Consider the following 20,281-nt stretch of genomic DNA (forward strand, 5'->3'; position numbering starts at 1 on the left):
TTTTTAAACAGAAAACGCACAGACAAAGATATAATCTTCGGCTCGGTTGAACACAATTTGAAAGTTTTCTTTTTGGTTTTGAAAATTTAATTGTGCGGTTGTTTTTTGGTCAGCTAAATGAAAAGCAGTTTCCGAAATATGTTGTGGAAAACTGATTCCAGGTTGGTTTTTGATTTTAAAAATACTTTCTTTTATCCCCCAAATTACGGTGGCTTTTAGGATTTTTTCTTCGTTTGAAAGATTTTCCAAATGTGAAACGTCCATAAACCTTGGTGCGATACGAAGTGTTTTTTCTTTGATTTTTTCGAGGTCTAGGCCTATTGGTTTTTCGCTAATGGCGACGGCAGAAAATTCATGGGAATGTGAAATGGAAATTTCTTTAAGCGGACAATCTAGTAGATGTGGCTTTCCTGATTCGTCGTAAAATAATTTGAAATCGTCTAAATCAAGATGTTGTAAAATCATGCGAACGGCGAGAAATCCTTTTTGGTGTTCTTCAGATTTCATTTTTTCGAGTCGCGCGAGCGAAACGTCACGAAGTTTTACGACACGAAAAAGTTCATCGAAAGTTTCGGTGATTTTCCATAGATAGACTTTGGTTGTTGGGTTGATATCAATGGTTTGGAAGAGCAATTTTTTGTTTGAGGTTTAAAGTGTAAGGTTTCAGGTTAACAATTGAATTTTTCGCAGTTTTCTTGCTACAGATTATTAGATTTTTTTGATTTTTTTTGGTTTAAGTTTAGAATAAATGTTTGACCACAAATTCTCGGATTTTAAATAATTACAAACCTATTTGTTCATTTTTGATGAAAATTCAAATTTAAAAATCGAAAAAATAATTCAAAATTAGTGAATAAGTGGTTAGAGTATTTCAAAATTTAATAACATAACGGTTTGGAATTTGGACTCGAGCGCTTCGCGAACACGCGAAGCAATTTCTTTATTGGAATTTCGCTTCAGTAATGGAATTTGGAATTTTTCTATTGGAATTTTTTTTCAGGTACCCCCGTCCCGACGCTTCGGGAGCAGCGGAAGGCGGGATTGGCTTCATATTCAAAAACTTATGCGGTATTAAACTATCCTTAAATTAAATTTTGCGATTATTATAATAGAAAGTAATTCCGTAAATTTGCAAAAATTTTGATAATACAAATATAGAAAAATAGATGAGTACTACGACATTACCTTTTGTGGCTTACAAAGTAAAAGACATTTCGCTTGCGGCTTGGGGAAGAAAAGAAATTGAATTGGCGGAAGCTGAAATGCCAGGATTGATGGCACTTCGTGCTGAATATAAAGATGAACAACCGTTAAAAGGCGCGAGAATTGCAGGATGTTTGCACATGACGATTCAAACGGCAGTTTTGATTGAAACTTTGATTGCTCTTGGTGCGGAAGTTACTTGGAGTTCTTGTAATATTTTTTCTACGCAAGATCAGGCTGCTGCTGCGATTGCCGCTGCGGGAATTCAGGTTTATGCATGGAAAGGTTTGAACGAGGAAGAGTTTGACTGGTGTATTGAGCAAACTTTGTTTTTTGGCGAAGACAGACAGCCACTGAATATGATTTTAGATGATGGTGGAGATTTGACCAATATGGTAATTGACCGTTATCCTGAATTGGTTGCGGGAATCAAAGGACTTTCGGAAGAAACGACTACTGGAGTTCATAGATTGTACGAAAGAATGAAAAACGGAACCTTGCCGATGCCTGCAATCAATGTAAATGATAGTGTTACGAAATCGAAATTTGACAATAAATACGGTTGTAAAGAATCGGCTGTTGATGCAATTCGTCGTGCTACAGATGTAATGTTGGCCGGAAAACGTGTAGTAGTTTGTGGCTATGGTGACGTAGGTAAAGGTACAGCGGCTTCTTTCCGTGGTGCTGGTTCTATTGTAACCGTAACAGAAATCGACCCAATTTGTGCTTTGCAAGCTGCAATGGACGGTTTTGAAGTGAAAAAATTAGAAACTGTTGTTGGAAATGCTGATATCATCATCACTACTACAGGAAATAAAGACATTGTGGTAGGGAAACATTTTGAGCAAATGAAAGACAAAACCATCGTTTGTAACATTGGTCACTTTGACAATGAGATTGACATGGCTTGGTTGAACCAAAACCACGGTTCATCAAAAATTGAAATTAAACCACAAGTTGACAAATATAATGTAAACGGAAACGACATTATTATTTTGGCAGAAGGACGTTTAGTAAACTTAGGTTGCGCAACCGGACATCCAAGTTTTGTAATGAGTAACTCCTTTACAAACCAGACTTTGGCACAAATTGAGTTGTGGAAAAACAGTGCTTCTTATAAAAATGAAGTGTATATGTTACCAAAACATTTAGATGAAAAAGTAGCAGCTTTACATTTGGCAAAATTAGGTGTGGAATTGGAAACTTTAAACAATGAGCAAGCCGCTTACATTGGTGTAAAAGTGGAAGGACCGTTTAAACCCGAATATTATAGATACTAGTATTAAGATTTGAGATTTTGGTATTAAGATTTCATAGGAATTTAATATTTTAGAAAATTTACCCTTGCAATGGCAGGGGTATTTTTTTTTGAAGTAGAATGTCTTTAATATTGATTTTCTCTTTTCTCTTTTCTCTTTCCTGTATAATCTTTTTTCTCCCTTCTAACTTCCATACTTTCAAATTTTCTGTTAAAAAAAACTTTGGCATGGTTTTTATTATACATTTGTAACAAATTTTAAACACAAAAACCAAGATGAAAAAAATCATGCTTTCGGTAGCTGTATGCGGGATGCTAATGGCTACTTCTTGCAAAAAAGAAGAAAAAGTTACCACTGTTGACGCAGAAGGAAACGTTACAGAAACAACTGTTACTACTGACACAAACATGGGTTTAAGCGACGAGGCTAAAACTAAATTAGATGCTGCAGAAGCGCAATTGGCAGAAGCAAAAGCAAAAGGAGACAAAGAGGCTGAAAAAATTGCACAAGCAGCAGTTGACAATGCAAAAGCTGCTTGGGAAGCAACTAAAAATGGTGTAAACTCGGCAACTGATAAAATCGTTGAAGAAGCTAAAGAAGCCAATCAAGATCTAAAGGATGCTGCTGCAAAAGCAAAAACAGATGTTCAAGAGTCTGCTGACAAAGCAAAAGCAAATATTAACGAATCAGCTAAAAAAGCACAAGAAAACGTAAAGTCTGAATACAATAAAGCTTTAGACAAAGCTAAAATGGACTAAGACCAAACACAATTGCTATGAAAATCAAAATCCTGCTTCGGCAGGATTTTTATTTACTAATTCTTTTCTTTTACTCTAAAAAAAAATCCCGCAAAAAGCGGGATTCATTTATCATAAAATCTAAATTTCTTAAGCTTCAAATGGAAGAATAGAAACAAAAGATTTGTTATCACCTTTTTTCTGGAACTTTACAATTCCGTCAACTTTTGCATGTAAAGTATGATCTTTACCCATGTAAACGTTTTCTCCCGGATTGTGTTTAGAACCTCTTTGTCTAACGATGATGTTTCCAGCAATTGCAGCTTGACCACCATAAATCTTAACACCTAAACGTTTCGATTCTGATTCTCTACCATTCTTGGAACTACCGACACCTTTCTTGTGAGCCATGACGTATAAGTTTTTAAATGTTAATTATTCTTGAGTATCTTCTTTTTTAGCTTTAGCTACTTTTTTCTTAGGAGCTTCAGCCTCTTCAGTTACAGGTGCAGCTTCTTTCTTAGCAGCAGTTTTCTTAGCACCTGGAGCTACAATTCCAGAAATTTGGATTTGTGTCAAAGCCTGACGGTGACCATTTTTCTTTTTGTAACCTTTTCTTCTTTTCTTTTTGAAAACAATAACTTTGTCTCCTTGAAGGTGTTGTAAAACTTTCGCTTCAACAGAAGCACCTTCTACAGCCGGGGCGCCTAAAGTGATTGTTCCGTTGTCATCCAATAAAAGAACTTTTGCAAAAGAAACTGCATCTCCTTCTTTATCAGCCAAACGGTGAACATAAACCTTTAAGTCTTTGCTTACTTTAAATTGTTGCCCTGCTATCTCTACGATTGCGTACATAACAATGATGTTTAGTTAATTTTTAAGGTTGCAAATATACAACTATTTCTTTACAGCGCAAGTAGCTGAATAAAACTTTTACAACAAAAATAATTTTCCCTTTTTTCAGGAGCCAATCCCGCTTTTCGCTGCTCCCGAAGCGTCGGGACGGGGCTACAACAGGAGAAATTTCATTTTTTTTTTATTCGAAGACAAAGAACAATTTCAATTTCAAATAAAATCAAAAAAAATCCTCAAATCTGTGGCAAGAGGAAATTCCAATAATAAAACTCCAAATTCCAAAAGCTTCACTTTGCGAACCTTGCGAAAACCTTGCGAACCTTGGGGTTGAAATTCCATTAAAAGCACAATTTTAATGATAACTTCAATTTCAAATAAAATCCAAAAAAATCCTATAATCTGTGGCAAGAAGAAATTCCAATAAAGAAATTCCAAATTCCAAACCTGAAACAAAAATTTACTCCTTTAAAATTTTCTGTGATCGTTGTTTTACCTCTTTAATTAACAACGGGAAAGCCGGTTCTGCCATTTCACTATGATTAAAACCATCCAGCTCGAATAACCTAGTATTCTCGTGTTTTACCAATTTCATCATGCGTTCCAAATAGGCATTTTCCTCATATCTCCCCATGATTTCCAATTCTCTATCTCCGGTAATTAACAACAACGGAGGTAAATCTTTTCGCACAAAAAAAAGTGGCGAATATTCATCAATTATAGGTTGTAATTCGGGAATGCCTTTTTCTTTTCTAATGGTAAAATGTGTTACTGCTTGACCACTAAACGGAATCAATCCCGCAATTTCATTGGCGTCAACAGCGTGTTTTTTTAAATATTTTTTATCAAAACCAATCATCATTCCTAAATATCCACCAGCAGAATGTCCGGTTACAAAAATTAATTTTTTATTGCCGCCATATTGTTCCACATTATGAAAAGCCCAAGCCACAGCAGCAGCCGCATCTTCTATATAAGTTGGCGCTTTTACATTTGGCGAAAGCCTATACCCTACCCCAATTACGGCAAATCCATTATTTTTAATCGCTTCGGGAATTTCTTTTTTACCGCCGGTAATGCCACCACCATGAAACCAAATCACTGTGGCGAAATTTTTGTGATTTTTAGGATAATAAAAATCCAGCAAACATTGGCTTTTTTGGTAATCAGTTGTGTTTTTATCGTAATAATTAATATTTTCTAGAAATTGATAATCTTGTGCTTTTGCAATAATTCCCAAGAGAAAAACAAAAATCGTCAGTACTATTTTTTTCATTTCAAACAAAATAAAAAAAACCTAAAACAGGGGTTTTAGGTTCGGGGTTGTTTAATAAAGTTTTGCAACATTTTCATTTACAAATTCTAGAAATCGTTCGTCCGCTTCGTTAAAAGCATCCAACACATTTGAGTCGATGTCTATTTGCCCGATATTTTTTCCGTTCACAAACATTGGCACCACAATTTCGGACTTTACGGTGATGCTACAAGCAATGTAATTATCTTGTGCATTAACATCTGGAACTACGAAATTTTCGTTAGAAACCGCAACTTGTCCACAAATCCCTTTCCCAAACGGAATTACCGTATGATCAGTTGCTTCTCCAGCATAGGGTCCTAAAATTAACTCCTCTTTTTCGCCGTTTCTAAAATAATAACCAACCCAATCATAATAATCAATATTGTCTTTTAAAAGGTGGCAAATTTGTAAGAGTTTATCATCGATAAGCGTATTTTCGTGATGTAAAATATCGGTAACTTTTGGTTTTAATTCTTCGAAAGTCATTTGTATTAATAATTTTATTACAAAAGTATTTAATTGCCGAAAGATAAATTTTATAGTTTTGTTAAAAATTATGCTGTTGAAAAATTACTTCATCCAATACAAACCATTTTTCGCATTTCTACTGAAGTTTTTCGGAATTTATGGACTTTTGGCCATTTTGTACCATTTATATTTGGCACAATTTCCAGAAATTGAACCTGACGGCATCACCAAAATGGTCGCCTCTCAAACTGAGGGTTTACTGAATTTTTTTGGACAAAATTCCACCACGGTAATTCACGAACGACAACCAAGTGTAAAATTATTTTTGGGGGATTTGTATATTGCCCGCGTTGTTGAAGGCTGTAATGCTGTAAGTGTGATGATATTATTTGCCGCGTTTGTAGTGGCTTTCAAAGGAAAAATTAAATCCACAATTCTTTTTATTCTTGCAGGTATAGTAATAATTCATCTTTTAAATGTAAGTCGAATTGCGCTGCTTGCGGTAGCTTTAAAACATTATCCGGAACAGGAACATTTGCTTCACGGAGTTATTTTCCCACTTTTTATATACGGTGTTGTTTTTATGCTTTGGATATTCTGGGTTCAAAAATTTTCTGACCATGCAAAAAGTTCTTAAATACTGGAAAGAAATTCTGGCTTCGGTTTTTTTGGTGGCCATTTTTGCGCTCATCAGGATGTTTGAAACATCGTATTACGATCCTTTTTTGGTCTATTTTAAAGGCGATTATACTAATCTTCCCTATCCTGAATTTAATGGTTTAAAATTATTTTTGTCTTTATTACTTCGATATTTTTTAAATTCGGTTGTAACTTTAATATTAATTCAAATCCTTTTTAAAGACAAAAATCTTACAAAATTTGCAGGGATTTTATTGGTGATTTTCTTGATGATTTTGATGGTCGCATTTTTTATTTTAGCAAATTCCGAAAACACTCAGCAATCCTTCTTATTTTATGTAAGGCGATTTTTAATCCAACCACTTTTTGCAATACTGTTCCTTCCAGCCATTTTTTATCAGAAAAAATTAGAGAAAAAATAACAACGTGCGAATTATTTTTTTATAGTTTTGCATCAAAACAATCTCTTTTTCAATGAATTTCAAAAAAGCAAGCTGTTTTATTTTAGCTTTTTTCCTGTTACTTTCCAGTTCGGGAATGGCTTTCAGCCTGCATTTTTGTGAAGGAAAATTAGCATCGGTTTCAACCTCTTATAAAGCGGAAGAACCTTGTGTTAAACCCGAAAAAAAATCAAACGACAAATGTTGTGGCACGCCAAAAGACAATCACAAAAGTTGTTGTTCTGATAAAAAAGTCGAGCTAAAGAAAAAATCAGTTGAGATTGTTACCAAAACTTTTTCGGTTGATTTAGACCATGCAACTATCGACAATACATGGAAACCGGATTTGTTTTTTTTCAAATTGGCATCTGGAAATAATGCTATAATTGATTATTACTGCGATGCAAATGCTCCGCCGCTTTTTAAACTTTATTCCCAATACCTACTTTACGCCTGATTTTTTGTTTTTGAAAAAAATAAAAACACGCCTTTGTGTTTCATTTAAAAAACATTAAATCATTTTTTATGCCTAAATATTTTTATGCGTTAGCGGCACTTTTGCTAACGCAAATAAGTTTTTCACAAGAAAAATTATCGGGAAAAATAACCGAAGAAAGTGCTGGAAATCCTCCATTAATTGGTGCAACGGTACAATGGTTAAATTCTGCCATCAATACTGTAACAGATGCAAATGGTGAATTTTCGATTCCTTATTCAAAGGATCATAAATTTCTCAAAATCAGTTTTGTTGGGTTCACAACTGATACGATTGCTGTGAATTCAGATCAATATATCAGCCATTCGCTTCGTCAGGAAACGCAACTGGATGAAATTTTGGTTTCAAAAGAAAGAAAAAGTTTACAAAAATCTTATCTGCAAACACAAAATGTGACCAATATGTCAAGCAAAGAATTGTTGAAAGCAGCTTGTTGCAATTTAGCCGAAAGTTTTGAAACCAATCCTTCCATTGATGTCAATTTTGCGGATGCATTAACCGGAACGAAACAAATTAAAATGCTTGGATTAACAAGTCCTTACCTTTTAATTACCGAAGAAAACATTCCGTCGGTTCGTGGAGCTTCACAGGCTTACGGACTTTCTTTTACGCCTGGAACTTGGGTGGAAAGCATTCAAATTACCAAAGGTGCGGGTTCGGTAATTAACGGATTTGAAAGTATTTCCGGACAAATCAATACCGAAATCATCAAGCCTCATGACGACATACCATTTTTCCTAAATGCTTATGGTTCAACCGATAGCCGATTTGAATTGAACACCCATTTCAATAAAAAAATTTCGGACAAATGGAGTTCGAGTTTGTTTCTTCACGGGAATACACGCGTTTCAAAAAACGACATGAACGATGATGGTTTCCTTGATAATCCTTTGGGAAAACAAATAAATGTGATGAATCGTTGGCAATATGCGAATCTCGAAAAAGGTTGGGTGAGTTTCATTAATTTTCGATATCTGAATGATGCCAAACAAACAGGAGAAGTAGATTTTGACAAGGATCGAGACAAGTTGACCACTAATTTTTGGGGTTCGGAAATCAAAAGCGAACGTTATGATATTTCGGCAAAAATTGGATATGTTTTTCCCGAAATTCCCTATCAAAGCATTGGATTTCAGACTGCTTTGAGCGGTCATGACCAAGATTCTTATTTTGGATTAAATGAATACAACATTAACCAAAAAAGTTTGTATTCGAACTTCATTTTTAGTTCAATTATCAATAATACGTTGAATAAATTTTCTACGGGAATTAATTTTACTTACGACAAATATGATGAAAGGGTTGCAGTTCCGGATATTAACCGTGATTTCAACCGAATTGACAATTCCGTGGGTGCTTTTTTTGAATATACGTACGACAATTCGGATAATTTTAGCATTGTAACTGGCGCAAGACTTGACCATCACAACCGCTTGGGAACTTTTTTCACGCCACGCGTGCACATGCGTTACAACCCGTGGGAAAAAGGAGTTCTGCGAGCGTCTGTCGGAAGAGGAAAACGTTCCGCAAACATTTTTACCGAAAACCAAAATCTTTTTGCGAGTTCAAGAGCGTTTGACATTTTAAATAATTCTGGGAAAATTTATGGGCTTGACGCCGAAATTGCTTGGAATTACGGTTTGAGCTTCTTGCAAGGCTTCACGCTTTTTAATCGATCTGCTGAAGTTAGCGTAGATTTGTACAGAACGAATTTTCAAAATCAAGCGGTTGTAGATGTTTTCGGAAGTCCGCAACAAGTTGTATTTTATAATTTGAGTGGAAAATCGTACGCCAATAGTTTGCAAGCCGAATTTAACTATGAATTAGCAACACATTTCAATTTGCGAACCGCTTACAAATATTACGACATCAATACGGATTATTTAAGCGGCAGTTTTGAAAGACCTTTGCAAGCCAAACACCGATTTTTTGCTAATTTGGCTTACGAAACGCATATTGGCAACAAAGGGAAACAGTGGCGTTTTGATTTTACATACAATTGGATGGGAAAACAGCGTTTGCCAAATACTTCGACAAATCCCACGGTTGATCAATTAGGCGATTATTCTCCGTCATTTTCGTTAATGAATGCTCAGGTTACTCGAACTTTTTCATCTGTCTTTGAAGTTTATGTAGGAGGAGAAAACATTGGAAATTACAAACAAGATCGCGCTATTTTAGGAGCGGAGAATCCTTTTGGAACAACATTTGATAGTTCAATTATCTATTCGCCAATTTTCGGTCAAATGTATTATGCAGGAATTCGATTTAAAATAAAATAAATTAAAAACCATGAAAAAATTATTAGTAGCTTTAATTGTGTTGATGATGGGAATCTCAACAAATGCACAGGAAAAAAAGAAAAAAAACGCCAAACATGATATTGAAGTTCAGGGGAATTGTGATATGTGCAAAAAGCGAATTGAAAAAGCCGCTTATTCCGTTGCAGGAGTAAAATCTGCGGAGTGGCATCAAGATGATCAAACTTTGCATGTGCTGATTAATGAACAAAAAACTTCACCATATTTGGTTTCAAAAGCTGTTGCACAAGCCGGTCATGATACCAAAACGGTAAAGGCTACCGACGAAAACTACGAAGCGCTACATTCTTGTTGTGCTTATGAGCGAAAGTCAAATGCCAAGCAAGAGTAAATTTTGCGCAAGCTAAAACATAAAAACCCTCAGATAAATAGTTGCTCTCTGGGGGTTTTGCTTTTTGATAGTATTTAATTTAAGGGATTTCGTTCGGATAGTTTGGAAATGTAATAAATTGATACCTTTTGTGGTGAAGGGTCTTATAATTTAGCGGGATAACATTAAAACAAATACATCATGAAATCAGTTAAAATTTTATTTTTAGCATCGGCCTTGCTGATGTTTTCTTGTTCAGGTTCTGACGAAGATGAACCCGGGTTGCCTACTTTATCAACAACTGCAGTAAGCGGGATTTCCACAACTACTGCAATTTCTGGCGGAAATGTTTCGAGCCAAGGAAATAGTGAAATTATCTCTCGAGGTGTTTGTTGGAGTACATCTTCAAACCCAACAATTAACAACACTAAAACTGTAGATGGAACTGGAACGGGAAATTTTACCAGTAACCTAACGGGCTTAACACCTAACACCAATTATTATATCAGAGCTTATGCAACCAATAGCGAAGGCACATCGTATGGAAATCAGGTTAATTTTCAAACTACCAACGGTCCAATTGCAGGAACTTCTGTAGAGTACATTTACGATATTGTAACTGATAGACAAGGTAATACTACAGTTACAAATGGTGTTACAACTTGTTTATTTGTAGATGGTGTTTTTTTTGATATGGATCCGAATGCGGTAAGCTATTCTGTATTGTTTTATGATATGGCTAGAAGTTTACAAGGAACTCCTACTACTTATCCTGCCGATGTTGAATATGAATTTAATGCAGACGCTGGTATAGAAATCCGTAACGGTCCATACGGAAATCAAACCCTTACCAATTGGTACAATGTTTATAACGGACTTCCTGTAACTAGAATTACCCCTGAAAATAAATTATTTGTACATGTGAATTGGTGTACACATGGAGGTTGTGTGGTTAGCGGATGCTATCTAATAACAGGTAAAGCAAAAGTTACGGTTCATTATTAATTTATTTGATTAGTTTATAAAAAACACTTGATAAAAATTATTATTTATCAAGTGTTTTTTTTTGATTTTCTGTACTCTGAAGGAGTGATTCCTTCAAATTTTTTAAATGCAGCATTAAAAGCTGTCTTAGAGTTAAAACCAGCCTCAAGACCAATTGAAATTAAGGTGTAATTTTCAAATTCCTCTTGTTCTAGATATTTTTTTGCTTCGGCAACACGCAGCTCGTTTATGTAATTTGAAAAATTCTTTCCATATTCTGTATTTAAAAGTCGGGATAAATAGGTTTTATTTATATTAAGTTCCTCTGCAACCATTTCTAAAGATAATAGAGGATTAGTAAAATTCCTTTCTGTTTTTACATATTTTTCAAATTCTATTAAATTTTCGTTTTTTGGAGCAATAGTAAAATCTTTAATAAAATGATTGTTTTTTTTAAGCGTATAATTTTTAATATTCTTTTGTTCTTGCACTATTCCAAAATGATAAATCCCAAAATGGCCTAATAAATAGATTAATATAGATAGTGCTATCCAAAGAAAATAGTAAAAGTATGTTTGAAGATAATTTCCAATGAAAACTTCTATAGTAAATGGTATTAACCAATAAACAGCCATTACTAGAAAAATATAGCTTAAAATATTTAGCCATCGAATGCTCATTACTGGAAATAACCGAAAATTATTCTTTGTTTGTTTTTTATAATGATTGATGAGTTTAATACTTAAAATTATCAATGCAATTGAATAGAAGATGTTGAAATATTCTAAACTTGCTTTTATATAGTCAAACTTTTTTATATGTACAGCATTATAAAAACCTAAAGCGTAAAATATTTTTTCTGTTATACAAATCAACAAATCAATGGTAAAAGGAATGAAAAACAGGTAATTTTTTTTATGAAATTTTTCAAAAGGATACAAATAATATTTTACATACAAAAAGAATAAGGTCATGAATACCGCTGAAAATGGGATGTAAAAATATCTAAAATAATATTCCGTTGTAATTATTCCAGTTATATGCAGATAAGATTGTATAATATTGTAAGAGAATGAAACAATCAATAAAGCTAAAAAAAGATTACTTAACGTGTTATATTTTCTACTTAAAAATATATATAAGGAGAGAATAATGCCTTGTATTGCTCCTAATAACATAACGTTATTTAGTATTGAAAAAATCATTATAGTAGTAAATTAATTACAAGACTAAAATAACGAAAAGTCTTTTAAAATCGAAATGCATTTAGGTTTCATAATTTCATTAAAATTTGTCTTCTTGGTCAATAACCAATATTTTTTTTAAGATTTTAAATCAATAATCTTAACCTCGGAGATTAATTTTCCATCAGCGGAGAAACCTTCGATTTTTAGTTTTACCTTTTCTTGATTATAGTTGGGAATATTAAATGAAAATTCGCCTTTATCGTGAGTCAAAATTGCCAGAATCCAATTAATTAATCCGAAATTTTGAAACCCCGGATTATCAAAAGAATTATATGTTGAATTTTTAAAAGACTGTATTTTTGAAAATGCATTCTTAATTTCGAAAACTTTAGCATCATTTTGTTGATTATTGTTAAATGTGCCTTTGCGTTTGTAAATCTTGATAATACCTTGGTTATTATTTACTGATGCTACAATTGCATTCGGATTTAAATATATCTCATCAATTTCGGCCATTCTCATATTTAATAAATTGTCAAAATTAATTTGTTGAAGGCCATCGATAAATAATATGGGAACGTTTCGGGCGCCATTGATCGTTGTCCTAGATCTACCATAAATTTCCACTACTAGTGATGTTGTATTTACGGGTACTTCAAAACCGTTGTTTCGGATGTAGTCTAGCACCTCCGTGTTATCCCTTTCATCTACCTTATAACCTCTTAAATTAGCATTTCCTAGTACTCTATTATACTTTAAAATGTTTTTTTGATCCACTTCAATGATTACGTCATCGAGGGTTATTGATCTTTCAGAAAATTTTGGTAATTCATATTCTTTTGTGATGGGTAAACATTCAGATTTATTTAAGTGAAACGGGAATTTAGACGCACGTCTCCCATAAAGAAGTTGTGGGTAAAGTTTAAGATCTGTAGATTTATTTTTTTCATCCACTAACGTAAAATTTACCCAAGTCGAATCAGCTAAAATTAGATTATTAAAGTAAAACTCGTTCTTTTCATTTATCTCAGCAGACTCGTTTATTCCTGCTGCTAAAGAAAACATTCTAACTCTATACTTTTTTTTATCCTTTAAAGTTTGGTTTATAGTTCCTTTCAGCGTGATACCAAAGTCAAAAGGATTGGTTTCTTTGGGAGGATTTGAAATAATATTTTCCCATTTATACTTTGTCGAATTGTTAGTAAGTAATAATAAATCTATGGCGTAGTGTTTTAATTTTGAGATGTCCTCAAAATAATAATGGGTATCTTTTGAAATGTTCTTTATATAAGGATATAATAAAAACGAAGAAAGTAGATTTTGTTCGGCATGAGTTTCTAAACTACGTTCAGGTAATACCGAAACACTTATAGAATTGGTAGGTAAATTTAATTTTCCTTTAAATTGTATTGAGTCACGTGATTTTTTTAAGATGGACAAATTAGCCGAGAGAAGGGTATCTGGATATTTAAAAATCGATCGCTCCGCATGCTGATTTTTCTCGTCATCGATAACACGGATATTACTTACTCCGGCTCTTAAATTTTCGTTTGAAAATATTATAGTTTGTTCAAGCTTTTCGTTTGAAAAATTAATATCAAAGAGATTGAGAGATTCATCTTGATGCACAAGTAGAAATAATTTTTTGGATTGATAATGTGGCAAACTTTTTTCATTAATTCTAACAGTAGCAACCGTTTTATCTTTTAATGAAAAATTACTTACCTCTAAAGCAATTCCGGTAGATGTTGCAGGTGGAAGAAACTTTTCTACCTTCATACCGTCAAGGATTATAACTGCCTTTAATGTCTGATTTGCAGTAAATTTGAACTTTCCTAAGCCATACTTATTAATTGCTACTTTTTGAAGTAATTTATCCTCATTAGTGCGAATTTCCATTTCACTAACGGGAATAGGATTTCCATTACAATCAACAATTTTAACACCAACAACATTGGGAATGTCTGCAATAATTTTTCCTCCTTCCGGAAAAAACATAATAGTTGATTGCGCTTTATTGGGCTCTGTCGAACAAATAAGGCCTTTCTCTTTCTTATTCAGTACTTGTATTTCATATACTGATGATTCGTCTTCATGAAAATTATTCATCCAGTTGGTAAATACCTGAACATAATACTTACCACTTTTCAAAGAGTCGTTCAAATCAAAATTCCCTGTAAAATTACCGTTGCTTGAAAACAAAAGTTGCTCCGCTACTTTTCCTCCATTTTCGTCATAAAGACTGCATAAACGTTCGTAGTATTATAAAATGGAAGATTATTTTTTCGATGGTAAACGTAACCTTTAAACCAAATTTTTTCATTTGTTAAGTAAACTTCCTTACTAAATTGAACATGAATATTTTCCCGCTCCAGGAAAAAATAGTCTTCAATGGCTTTCGCTATTGCCTGTTTCTTATTATCGACTTCTTGTGCGTTACCATCATAAAACGCTAAAAAAAATACCGAAACGGTAAAAAATAAAATTTTTCTCATATTAGGGAGGCTCATATTTTTTTTGAAATTTTTAAACATAAAAAAAGACGCAGGGTAAGTTGCGTCTTTTTTTTTAAATATCAAAATAATATTACATCATTCCCGGCATTCCGCCACCCATTGGCATTCCGCCACCTGGATTTTCTTCTTTAATGTCAACCAATGCACATTCGGTAGTCAATATCATTCCCGAAACTGAGGCTGCATTTTCTAAAGCCACACGAGTTACTTTTTTAGGATCAATGATGCCAGAGTTAAGCATATCCACATATTCGTCAGTTTTAGCATTGTAACCAAAATCACCCGAACCTTCGGCAACTTTTGCTACCACAACAGAACCTTCCAAACCAGCGTTTTCAACAATGGTTCTTAATGGCGCTTCAACTGCACGAGCTACTATCTGAATTCCCGTAGCTTCATCTGCATTGTCTGCTTGAATGTCTTTTAAAGTATTTTTTGCTCTCAACAAAGCAACTCCTCCTCCAGCAACAATTCCTTCTTCAACAGCTGCGCGAGTAGCATGCAAAGCATCTTCAACTCTATCTTTTTTCTCTTTCATTTCTACTTCCGAAGCAGCTCCAACGTATAATACCGCAACTCCTCCAGCTAATTTTGCCAAACGCTCTTGCAGCTTTTCTTTATCATATTCAGAAGTTGTGGTTTCCATTTGGCTTTTGATTTGATTCACTCTGTTTTGAATCATTTCAGTTTCGCCAGCTCCGCTTACGATTGTTGTATTATCTTTGTTGATGTTTACTCTTTTCGCAGTTCCAAGCATCTCAAGAGTAGCATTTTCTAATGTATAACCTTGCTCTTCAGCAATTACTGTTCCTCCCGTAAGAATAGCAATATCTTCCAAAAGTGCTTTTCTTCTGTCACCAAAACCTGGTGCTTTTACGGCAGCAATTTTTAACGCACCTCTCAATTTATTTACCACCAATGTAGAAAGTGCTTCTCCATCTACATCTTCAGCAATAATTAATAATGGTTTTCCTGATTGAGCTACTGGTTCTAAAATTGGAAGCAATTCTTTAAGTGAAGAAACTTTTTTGTCATACAATAAAATGTAAGGGCTTTCTAATTCTGCTTCCATTTTTTCTGAATTAGTCACAAAATAAGGAGAAAGATAGCCACGGTCAAACTGCATTCCTTCTACAACATCTACGTAAGTATCAGTTCCTTTTGCTTCTTCAACAGTAATTACTCCTTCTTTTCCAACTTTTCCAAAAGCAGTAGCAATTAACTCTCCAATCACGTCATCGTTGTTTGCAGAAATTGATGCTACTTGCTTGATTTTATCAGTATTAGAACCAACTTCGGTAGCCTGTTTTGCTAAATCTGCAACAATTGTTTCAACCGCTTTATCGATTCCTCTTTTTAAATCCATTGGGTTGGCTCCTGCGGCAACGTTTTTCAAGCCTTCTTTCACGATGGCTTGTGCCAAAACAGTTGCTGTAGTTGTTCCATCTCCGGCTAAATCGTTAGTTTTTGACGCTACTTCTTTTACCATTTGAGCTCCCATATTTTCGAGTGTATCTTGCAACTCAATTTCTTTCGCCACAGAAACACCATCTTTAGTAACCGTTGGTCCACCGAAAGATTTTCCGATAATTACGTTACGTCCTTTTGGCCCTAACGTTACTTTTACTGCATTTGCCAATGCATCAACACCACGTTTTAAACCGTCACGTGCTTCAATATCAAATTTTATTTCTTTTGCCATTTTCTAATTTTATTTTTAAGTTTTAAGTTTTGAAAGTATTAATTTTCAAATTTTTGTTCCCCTTTCCGGGATAAAAGAAGGCTTAAATTATCGCAAGGATGTCATCTTCACGCATAATCAAATAATCTTTTCCTTCTAATTTCAGTTCGGTACCAGCGTATTTCCCATACAAAACCGAATCGCCTACTTTTACAGTCATGTCATGGTCTTTGGTACCATTTCCAACCGCTACAACGGTTCCTTTTTGCGGTTTTTCTTTTGCAGTATCCGGAATAAAAATTCCTGAAGCAGTTTTGGTCTCCGCGGCGGCAGGTTCAACCAAAACACGATCTGATAATGGTTTAATGTTTAAAGCCATAATTATTTTAAATTTTTAATATTAATGTTTGGTTTCTGTTTAGTCAGAAATTATGCCAATTGACAAAAGTGACATTTTGTACAAAAAAAAATGCCAACATCTGACGTGTTGGCATTTTTTGTAAAATCAATTTTTTATTATTGAGCTGTATCTGCTGGTGCTGCTGGAGCTGTCGTTGCTGGTGTTGCTGGAGTAGCAGTTCCATCTGCTGGAGTTGCCGCAGGAACTTGTTGCGCTGGAGTAGCATTTGGATCAATTAATTTTGAACCAGAATCTCCAAAAGTTCCTGTAAAACTTAAGGCAGAAAGTAAAATCAAAATAATTAGTGCAGTAGCCAACGTCCAAGTACTTTTATCCAAAAAGTCTGACGTTTTTTGAACGCCACCAATTTGACCACCACCTCCAAGAGTGGAAGACAAACCGCCACCTTTAGGGTTTTGCACCATAATTACTAGAACTAATAAAAAACAAACAATGGTGATCAACACCAAGAAAATTGTGAAAGTACTCATTTTTTAACTATTGTTATTTTGTTGTAACGTCTTAATATCCAAAATTCGGTCTGCAAAGAAATGACTTTTTTCCGGATATTTCAAAATTAAAATTTCATAAGCTTGAATTGCTTTAGAATATTTTTTTTGTTCGAGGTAAACTTTCGCTAAAGTTTCGGTCATGAGATAAGAGTTATCAGCTGACGAACGCTCTAAAACCGGCGGATTTACGGCAATTGTTTTCGATGGAACAATCTTCGGGTTGGTTTCAATGAATCTATCAATCAACGCGGCTTGTTGCAATTTTTCAGGATCAGCCTCTGTTTTTTCTTCAGAATTTTCCGCAACTTCCGGTTTTTCTTCACGTTCAATAGGTTTGAAACTGGCGAGTTGCAACCATTCGTGGAAAGAATGTGTTTCGGTTCGAGAAAATTCTAACGGTTTGCCAATTTGTAATTTTTCTTCTGCCGTTTTTTGAGGATTTTCTGCTGTAGCCGTTTCGGTTTCTGGGTTATTTTTTACGGCAAAAGTGTCTCGGGTTACCGATTGGTCTTCAGTTAGGTTTTCCGGAACGATTTCTTCTACTTTTGGGGTTGCTTCTTTGATGGAAGTGAGAATGGATTGTTCCAATGTATTTTTAGGAACAAAACTTTCGGGATGGGTTTCTTCGGTTTTCGGCGGAAGGATTATTTCTAAATCATTGACCATGATTTCCCGAATTCGGGCTTCTTTTTCGTCGCGGAAGGCTTTGTTGATGGCCATAAAATTTTCCGAAGTGATGAATTCGAAAAGTACGCTTCTGTCTGTTGTATGAGCGGCGGTAAGCTTGAGTTGTTGGTTGTATTTAAAACTGTCTTGGTTGTAAAGTCCTTTTAAATAAATGGCTCTTGCGCTTTGAAAATAGGGAAATTCTTCCACGAGTTTTTCCATGGAAAATGTTTGCCTGTCACCGATGGTGGTGGGTTGACTCAACAGGTTTGTAAATTCGGCTATGTTCACTTTTTATTTTTTAGGTTTTTGTATGGCTTAGCCCCGGCAGAGCGGAAAGCCCTGAGGTGAAAAAAAATTATTTTTCCCGAACCGGCAGAGCGACTCCCGAACCTTCGGGAGAAGCTCCTGACGGGAGATGGAAAAATATTTTTTTTCCTGAAGGCTTGCAGCGACGACGGGTTCCCGGCTCCTCAAAATTATTTTTATTTTACCATTTTGCCAACGATTGGTTGAAAATATCTTGGGTGATGCGTTCGTAAATTTCGTCGAGTGCGGTATTGAGAAGGGCTCCTACAAGTTGCTGTTCGCCAGGGTAATCGTAGAAAAAAGAGAAGGGTTTTTCGAAATTTTCTTCCTCTTTTTTGGTGTTGATGAAACGCACGTTGATGCGAATGGTGAGGCGGTTTTGTGCGGCACGTTGATCGGCAGTTGCGGTCATTGGTGCGATGCGATAATCGACAATTTCGCCTTCATAAATTAAATCTCCGCCTTCGTTTGTGAGGGAAAGATTGGTTTGGTTTTGAATGAGATCTTGCAGGCGAAGCGTGAATCGACGGTCAATTCCGGGTTCAATAAGATCCGCATTATTTTGAAAAAAATTCACCTGAAAGGTTTCGGCATCGATTTTTCCGGTTCCTGTAAAATTATACACGCCACAACTGTTCACGCTCAATGCGATGAGAAAAACGATGATTATCTTTTGTGCTGTTTTCATTTTTTACAGGTTGAATTGTTTGATTTTTCTGTAAAGTGTTCGCTCAGAAATTCCGAGTTCGTCGGCGGCCGCTTTGCGTTTGCCTTTGTTTTTTTCGAGTGATTTTTTAATCATTTCGATTTCTTTTTCTTCTAATTTTAAAACTTCTTCTTCTTCGATGGTTTCAGCAAAGGTGAAATTTTCGTCGTTTTCATCGTCAAATTCTTCTACTTGGTGTTTTGGCGTAGCGATGACGGAAACGGGCGTTTCTTCTTGATAATTGTAGCTTTTTTCGGGCGAAGGTTGGTTCCCATAAATTTTTTGGATAAGACCTTTGTTGTTTTCCTGCACTTTTGTGCTTCCGTTTTGCATGAGTTCGAGCGTGAGTTTTTTGAGATCGTTAAGATCGCTTTTCATGTCAAACAAAACTTTGTAGAGAATTTCGCGTTCGTTGCTAAAATCACTTTCGCTTTTTTTGTCTCGAACTACGGCAGGAAGATTGGAACCTTCTGCGGGAAGGTAGGATTGTAAGGTATTAGCCGAGATTTCGCGGTTGGTTTCGAGGACAGAAATTTGTTCGGCAACGTTACGCAATTGTCGAATGTTTCCGCTCCAGCGAAATTGTAATAGAAATTGCACCGCATTATCATTTAACTTAATGGGTGGCATTTTATATTTGTGAGCAAAATCTGAGGCAAATTTTCTAAACAACAAATGAATATCGTCTTTACGATCACGAAGTGGTGGTAATTGAATGTCCACGGTACTTAAACGATAATAAAGGTCTTCCCGAAATTTTCCTTTTTCGATGGCATCGAACATATTGACGTTTGTGGCGGCTACGATGCGAACATTTGTTTTTTGCACTTGTGAGGATCCTACTTTTATAAATTCGCCGTTTTCGAGTACACGAAGTAAGCGAACTTGTGTTGTTAAAGGCAGTTCTCCTACTTCGTCTAAAAAAATGGTACCCCCGTCGGCTACTTCAAAATAACCTTCACGAGTAGAAGTAGCTCCTGTGAATGCGCCTTTTTCGTGTCCAAAAAGTTCTGAATCAATGGTTCCTTCGGGAATGGCACCACAGTTTACGGCTATATATTTTCCGTGTTTTCGATGGGATAACGAATGAATTATTTTTGGGATGCTTTCTTTACCAACGCCACTTTCGCCTGCTACTAAAACAGAAATATCAGTTGGAGCTACTTGAATGGCTTTTTCAATGGCACGATTGAGCTTAGGATCATTCCCGATGATTTCAAAACGCTGTTTTATTGCTTGTACTGATTCCATGTAAAATTGGTTTAAGGTTTAAAGTTCCACGTTAACGCTATCACTTT

At 35.0% G+C, this 20,281-nt stretch carries 22 protein-coding genes; 8 read left to right on the forward strand and 14 right to left on the reverse strand.

The genetic code is table 11. From position 1 onward, the window contains the following. Positions 1-3: 3 nt before the first annotated feature. A complete protein-coding gene (locus tag GV828_RS01125) occupies positions 4-633 on the reverse strand; it encodes a 4'-phosphopantetheinyl transferase family protein (protein WP_166535623.1) in 630 nt (209 codons plus the stop codon). 533 nt (positions 634-1,166) lie between these two features. On the opposite strand from GV828_RS01125, the gene ahcY reads away from it, so the two are divergent. Both ahcY and GV828_RS01140 read left to right on the forward strand, forming a co-directional pair. Further along, the gene (gene ahcY / locus GV828_RS01130) at positions 1,167-2,483 is read left to right on the forward strand and encodes an adenosylhomocysteinase (protein WP_166535624.1); all 1,317 of its coding nucleotides are present in this window, start codon (positions 1,167-1,169) and stop codon (positions 2,481-2,483) included. A gap of 254 nt (positions 2,484-2,737) precedes the next feature. After that, positions 2,738-3,220, forward strand: coding sequence for a hypothetical protein (locus tag GV828_RS01140; protein WP_166535626.1), 483 nt, complete (start codon positions 2,738-2,740; stop codon positions 3,218-3,220). A gap of 129 nt (positions 3,221-3,349) precedes the next feature. On the opposite strand, the gene rpmA is transcribed toward GV828_RS01140, so the two are convergent. The 4 genes from rpmA to GV828_RS01160 all read right to left on the reverse strand — a co-directional run bounded on the left by rpmA (position 3,350) and on the right by GV828_RS01160 (position 5,834). Then, entirely contained in the window at positions 3,350-3,610 is a 261-nt protein-coding gene (gene rpmA, locus GV828_RS01145) for a 50S ribosomal protein L27 (protein ID WP_131474614.1), read from the reverse strand. Between the two features lie 24 nt (positions 3,611-3,634). After that, on the reverse strand, positions 3,635-4,054 hold the full coding sequence (gene rplU / locus GV828_RS01150; protein WP_166535627.1) for a 50S ribosomal protein L21: 420 nt from the start codon (positions 4,052-4,054) through the stop codon (positions 3,635-3,637). 457 nt (positions 4,055-4,511) lie between these two features. Then, the gene (locus GV828_RS01155) at positions 4,512-5,327 is read right to left on the reverse strand and encodes an alpha/beta hydrolase (RefSeq protein ID WP_166535628.1); all 816 of its coding nucleotides are present in this window, start codon (positions 5,325-5,327) and stop codon (positions 4,512-4,514) included. 51 nt (positions 5,328-5,378) lie between these two features. Then, the gene (locus GV828_RS01160; protein ID WP_166535629.1) at positions 5,379-5,834 is read right to left on the reverse strand and encodes a GAF domain-containing protein; all 456 of its coding nucleotides are present in this window, start codon (positions 5,832-5,834) and stop codon (positions 5,379-5,381) included. A 70-nt stretch (positions 5,835-5,904) separates the two neighbouring features. Here GV828_RS01160 and xrtF point away from each other — a divergent pair, with 70 nt between their 5' ends. From xrtF to GV828_RS01190, 6 genes are all read left to right on the forward strand, one after another. Beyond that, positions 5,905-6,453: an exosortase family protein XrtF gene (xrtF, locus tag GV828_RS01165; RefSeq protein ID WP_317163799.1), complete on the forward strand. Its 549-nt coding sequence runs from the start codon at positions 5,905-5,907 to the stop codon at positions 6,451-6,453. Next, positions 6,437-6,877, forward strand: a complete 441-nt coding sequence (locus tag GV828_RS01170) for an exosortase F system-associated membrane protein (protein ID WP_166535631.1) — start codon at positions 6,437-6,439, stop codon at positions 6,875-6,877. Before xrtF ends, GV828_RS01170 begins: the two co-directional genes overlap by 17 nt. Before the next feature lie 52 nt (positions 6,878-6,929). Next, positions 6,930-7,352, forward strand: coding sequence for an HYC_CC_PP family protein (locus tag GV828_RS01175; RefSeq protein ID WP_166535632.1), 423 nt, complete (start codon positions 6,930-6,932; stop codon positions 7,350-7,352). Positions 7,353-7,420: 68 nt separating this feature from the next. Continuing rightward, positions 7,421-9,673, forward strand: a complete 2,253-nt coding sequence (locus GV828_RS01180; RefSeq protein ID WP_166535633.1) for a TonB-dependent receptor — start codon at positions 7,421-7,423, stop codon at positions 9,671-9,673. A 10-nt stretch (positions 9,674-9,683) separates the two neighbouring features. Next, entirely contained in the window at positions 9,684-10,043 is a 360-nt protein-coding gene (locus GV828_RS01185; protein WP_166535634.1) for a heavy-metal-associated domain-containing protein, read from the forward strand. Positions 10,044-10,223: 180 nt separating this feature from the next. Beyond that, positions 10,224-11,027 carry a fibronectin type III domain-containing protein gene (locus GV828_RS01190; RefSeq protein ID WP_166535635.1) on the forward strand — a complete coding sequence of 268 codons (804 nt, stop codon included), beginning with the start codon at positions 10,224-10,226 and terminating at the stop codon, positions 11,025-11,027. Positions 11,028-11,074: 47 nt separating this feature from the next. Here the strand turns inward: GV828_RS01190 and GV828_RS01195 are convergent, their stop codons facing one another. From GV828_RS01195 to GV828_RS01235, 9 genes are all read right to left on the reverse strand, one after another. Continuing rightward, positions 11,075-12,184 (reverse strand): helix-turn-helix domain-containing protein, encoded by a 1,110-nt coding sequence (locus tag GV828_RS01195; RefSeq protein ID WP_166535636.1) that lies wholly within the window; start codon positions 12,182-12,184, stop codon positions 11,075-11,077. A 144-nt stretch (positions 12,185-12,328) separates the two neighbouring features. Further along, positions 12,329-14,302 (reverse strand): hypothetical protein, encoded by a 1,974-nt coding sequence (locus tag GV828_RS01200; protein ID WP_166535637.1) that lies wholly within the window; start codon positions 14,300-14,302, stop codon positions 12,329-12,331. A gap of 104 nt (positions 14,303-14,406) precedes the next feature. Continuing rightward, positions 14,407-14,688, reverse strand: coding sequence for a hypothetical protein (locus tag GV828_RS01205; RefSeq protein WP_166535638.1), 282 nt, complete (start codon positions 14,686-14,688; stop codon positions 14,407-14,409). A 91-nt stretch (positions 14,689-14,779) separates the two neighbouring features. Then, complete coding sequence (groL, locus tag GV828_RS01210; protein WP_166535639.1) at positions 14,780-16,411, reverse strand: chaperonin GroEL; 1,632 nt, start codon at positions 16,409-16,411, stop codon at positions 14,780-14,782. Between the two features lie 82 nt (positions 16,412-16,493). Then, on the reverse strand, positions 16,494-16,769 hold the full coding sequence (locus tag GV828_RS01215; protein WP_166535640.1) for a co-chaperone GroES: 276 nt from the start codon (positions 16,767-16,769) through the stop codon (positions 16,494-16,496). A 137-nt stretch (positions 16,770-16,906) separates the two neighbouring features. Further along, positions 16,907-17,281, reverse strand: a complete 375-nt coding sequence (gene secG, locus GV828_RS01220) for a preprotein translocase subunit SecG (protein ID WP_166535641.1) — start codon at positions 17,279-17,281, stop codon at positions 16,907-16,909. Between the two features lie 3 nt (positions 17,282-17,284). Further along, positions 17,285-18,259: a tetratricopeptide repeat protein gene (locus tag GV828_RS01225; protein ID WP_166535642.1), complete on the reverse strand. Its 975-nt coding sequence runs from the start codon at positions 18,257-18,259 to the stop codon at positions 17,285-17,287. Between the two features lie 199 nt (positions 18,260-18,458). Continuing rightward, positions 18,459-18,965, reverse strand: a complete 507-nt coding sequence (locus GV828_RS01230; RefSeq protein WP_166535643.1) for an LptE family protein — start codon at positions 18,963-18,965, stop codon at positions 18,459-18,461. A gap of 3 nt (positions 18,966-18,968) precedes the next feature. After that, positions 18,969-20,234: a sigma-54 interaction domain-containing protein gene (locus tag GV828_RS01235; protein ID WP_166535644.1), complete on the reverse strand. Its 1,266-nt coding sequence runs from the start codon at positions 20,232-20,234 to the stop codon at positions 18,969-18,971. Positions 20,235-20,281: the final 47 nt, after the last annotated feature.

Source organism: Flavobacterium ichthyis (assembly GCF_009915155.1).
In the GTDB taxonomy this organism is placed as follows: domain Bacteria; phylum Bacteroidota; class Bacteroidia; order Flavobacteriales; family Flavobacteriaceae; genus Flavobacterium; species Flavobacterium ichthyis.

Bases quoted from the DNA above. Each gene is read 5' to 3' on its own strand.
- GV828_RS01235 (WP_166535644.1), bottom strand. From the start codon at position 20,234: ATGGAATCAGTACAAGCAATAAAACAGCGTTTTGAAATCATCGGGAAT.
- rplU (WP_166535627.1), bottom strand. From the start codon at position 4,054: ATGTACGCAATCGTAGAGATAGCAGGGCAACAATTTAAAGTAAGCAAA.
- GV828_RS01195 (WP_166535636.1), bottom strand. From the start codon at position 12,184: ATGTTATTAGGAGCAATACAAGGCATTATTCTCTCCTTATATATATTT.
- GV828_RS01175 (WP_166535632.1), top strand. From the start codon at position 6,930: ATGAATTTCAAAAAAGCAAGCTGTTTTATTTTAGCTTTTTTCCTGTTA.
- GV828_RS01180 (WP_166535633.1), top strand. From the start codon at position 7,421: ATGCCTAAATATTTTTATGCGTTAGCGGCACTTTTGCTAACGCAAATA.
- groL (WP_166535639.1), bottom strand. From the start codon at position 16,411: ATGGCAAAAGAAATAAAATTTGATATTGAAGCACGTGACGGTTTAAAA.
- GV828_RS01215 (WP_166535640.1), bottom strand. From the start codon at position 16,769: ATGGCTTTAAACATTAAACCATTATCAGATCGTGTTTTGGTTGAACCT.
- GV828_RS01140 (WP_166535626.1), top strand. From the start codon at position 2,738: ATGAAAAAAATCATGCTTTCGGTAGCTGTATGCGGGATGCTAATGGCT.
- GV828_RS01230 (WP_166535643.1), bottom strand. From the start codon at position 18,965: ATGAAAACAGCACAAAAGATAATCATCGTTTTTCTCATCGCATTGAGC.
- xrtF (WP_317163799.1), top strand. From the start codon at position 5,905: ATGCTGTTGAAAAATTACTTCATCCAATACAAACCATTTTTCGCATTT.
- GV828_RS01160 (WP_166535629.1), bottom strand. From the start codon at position 5,834: ATGACTTTCGAAGAATTAAAACCAAAAGTTACCGATATTTTACATCAC.
- secG (WP_166535641.1), bottom strand. From the start codon at position 17,281: ATGAGTACTTTCACAATTTTCTTGGTGTTGATCACCATTGTTTGTTTT.
- GV828_RS01155 (WP_166535628.1), bottom strand. From the start codon at position 5,327: ATGAAAAAAATAGTACTGACGATTTTTGTTTTTCTCTTGGGAATTATT.
- GV828_RS01170 (WP_166535631.1), top strand. From the start codon at position 6,437: ATGCAAAAAGTTCTTAAATACTGGAAAGAAATTCTGGCTTCGGTTTTT.
- GV828_RS01205 (WP_166535638.1), bottom strand. From the start codon at position 14,688: ATGAGAAAAATTTTATTTTTTACCGTTTCGGTATTTTTTTTAGCGTTT.
- rpmA (WP_131474614.1), bottom strand. From the start codon at position 3,610: ATGGCTCACAAGAAAGGTGTCGGTAGTTCCAAGAATGGTAGAGAATCA.
- GV828_RS01185 (WP_166535634.1), top strand. From the start codon at position 9,684: ATGAAAAAATTATTAGTAGCTTTAATTGTGTTGATGATGGGAATCTCA.
- ahcY (WP_166535624.1), top strand. From the start codon at position 1,167: ATGAGTACTACGACATTACCTTTTGTGGCTTACAAAGTAAAAGACATT.
- GV828_RS01190 (WP_166535635.1), top strand. From the start codon at position 10,224: ATGAAATCAGTTAAAATTTTATTTTTAGCATCGGCCTTGCTGATGTTT.
- GV828_RS01200 (WP_166535637.1), bottom strand. From the start codon at position 14,302: ATGAATAATTTTCATGAAGACGAATCATCAGTATATGAAATACAAGTA.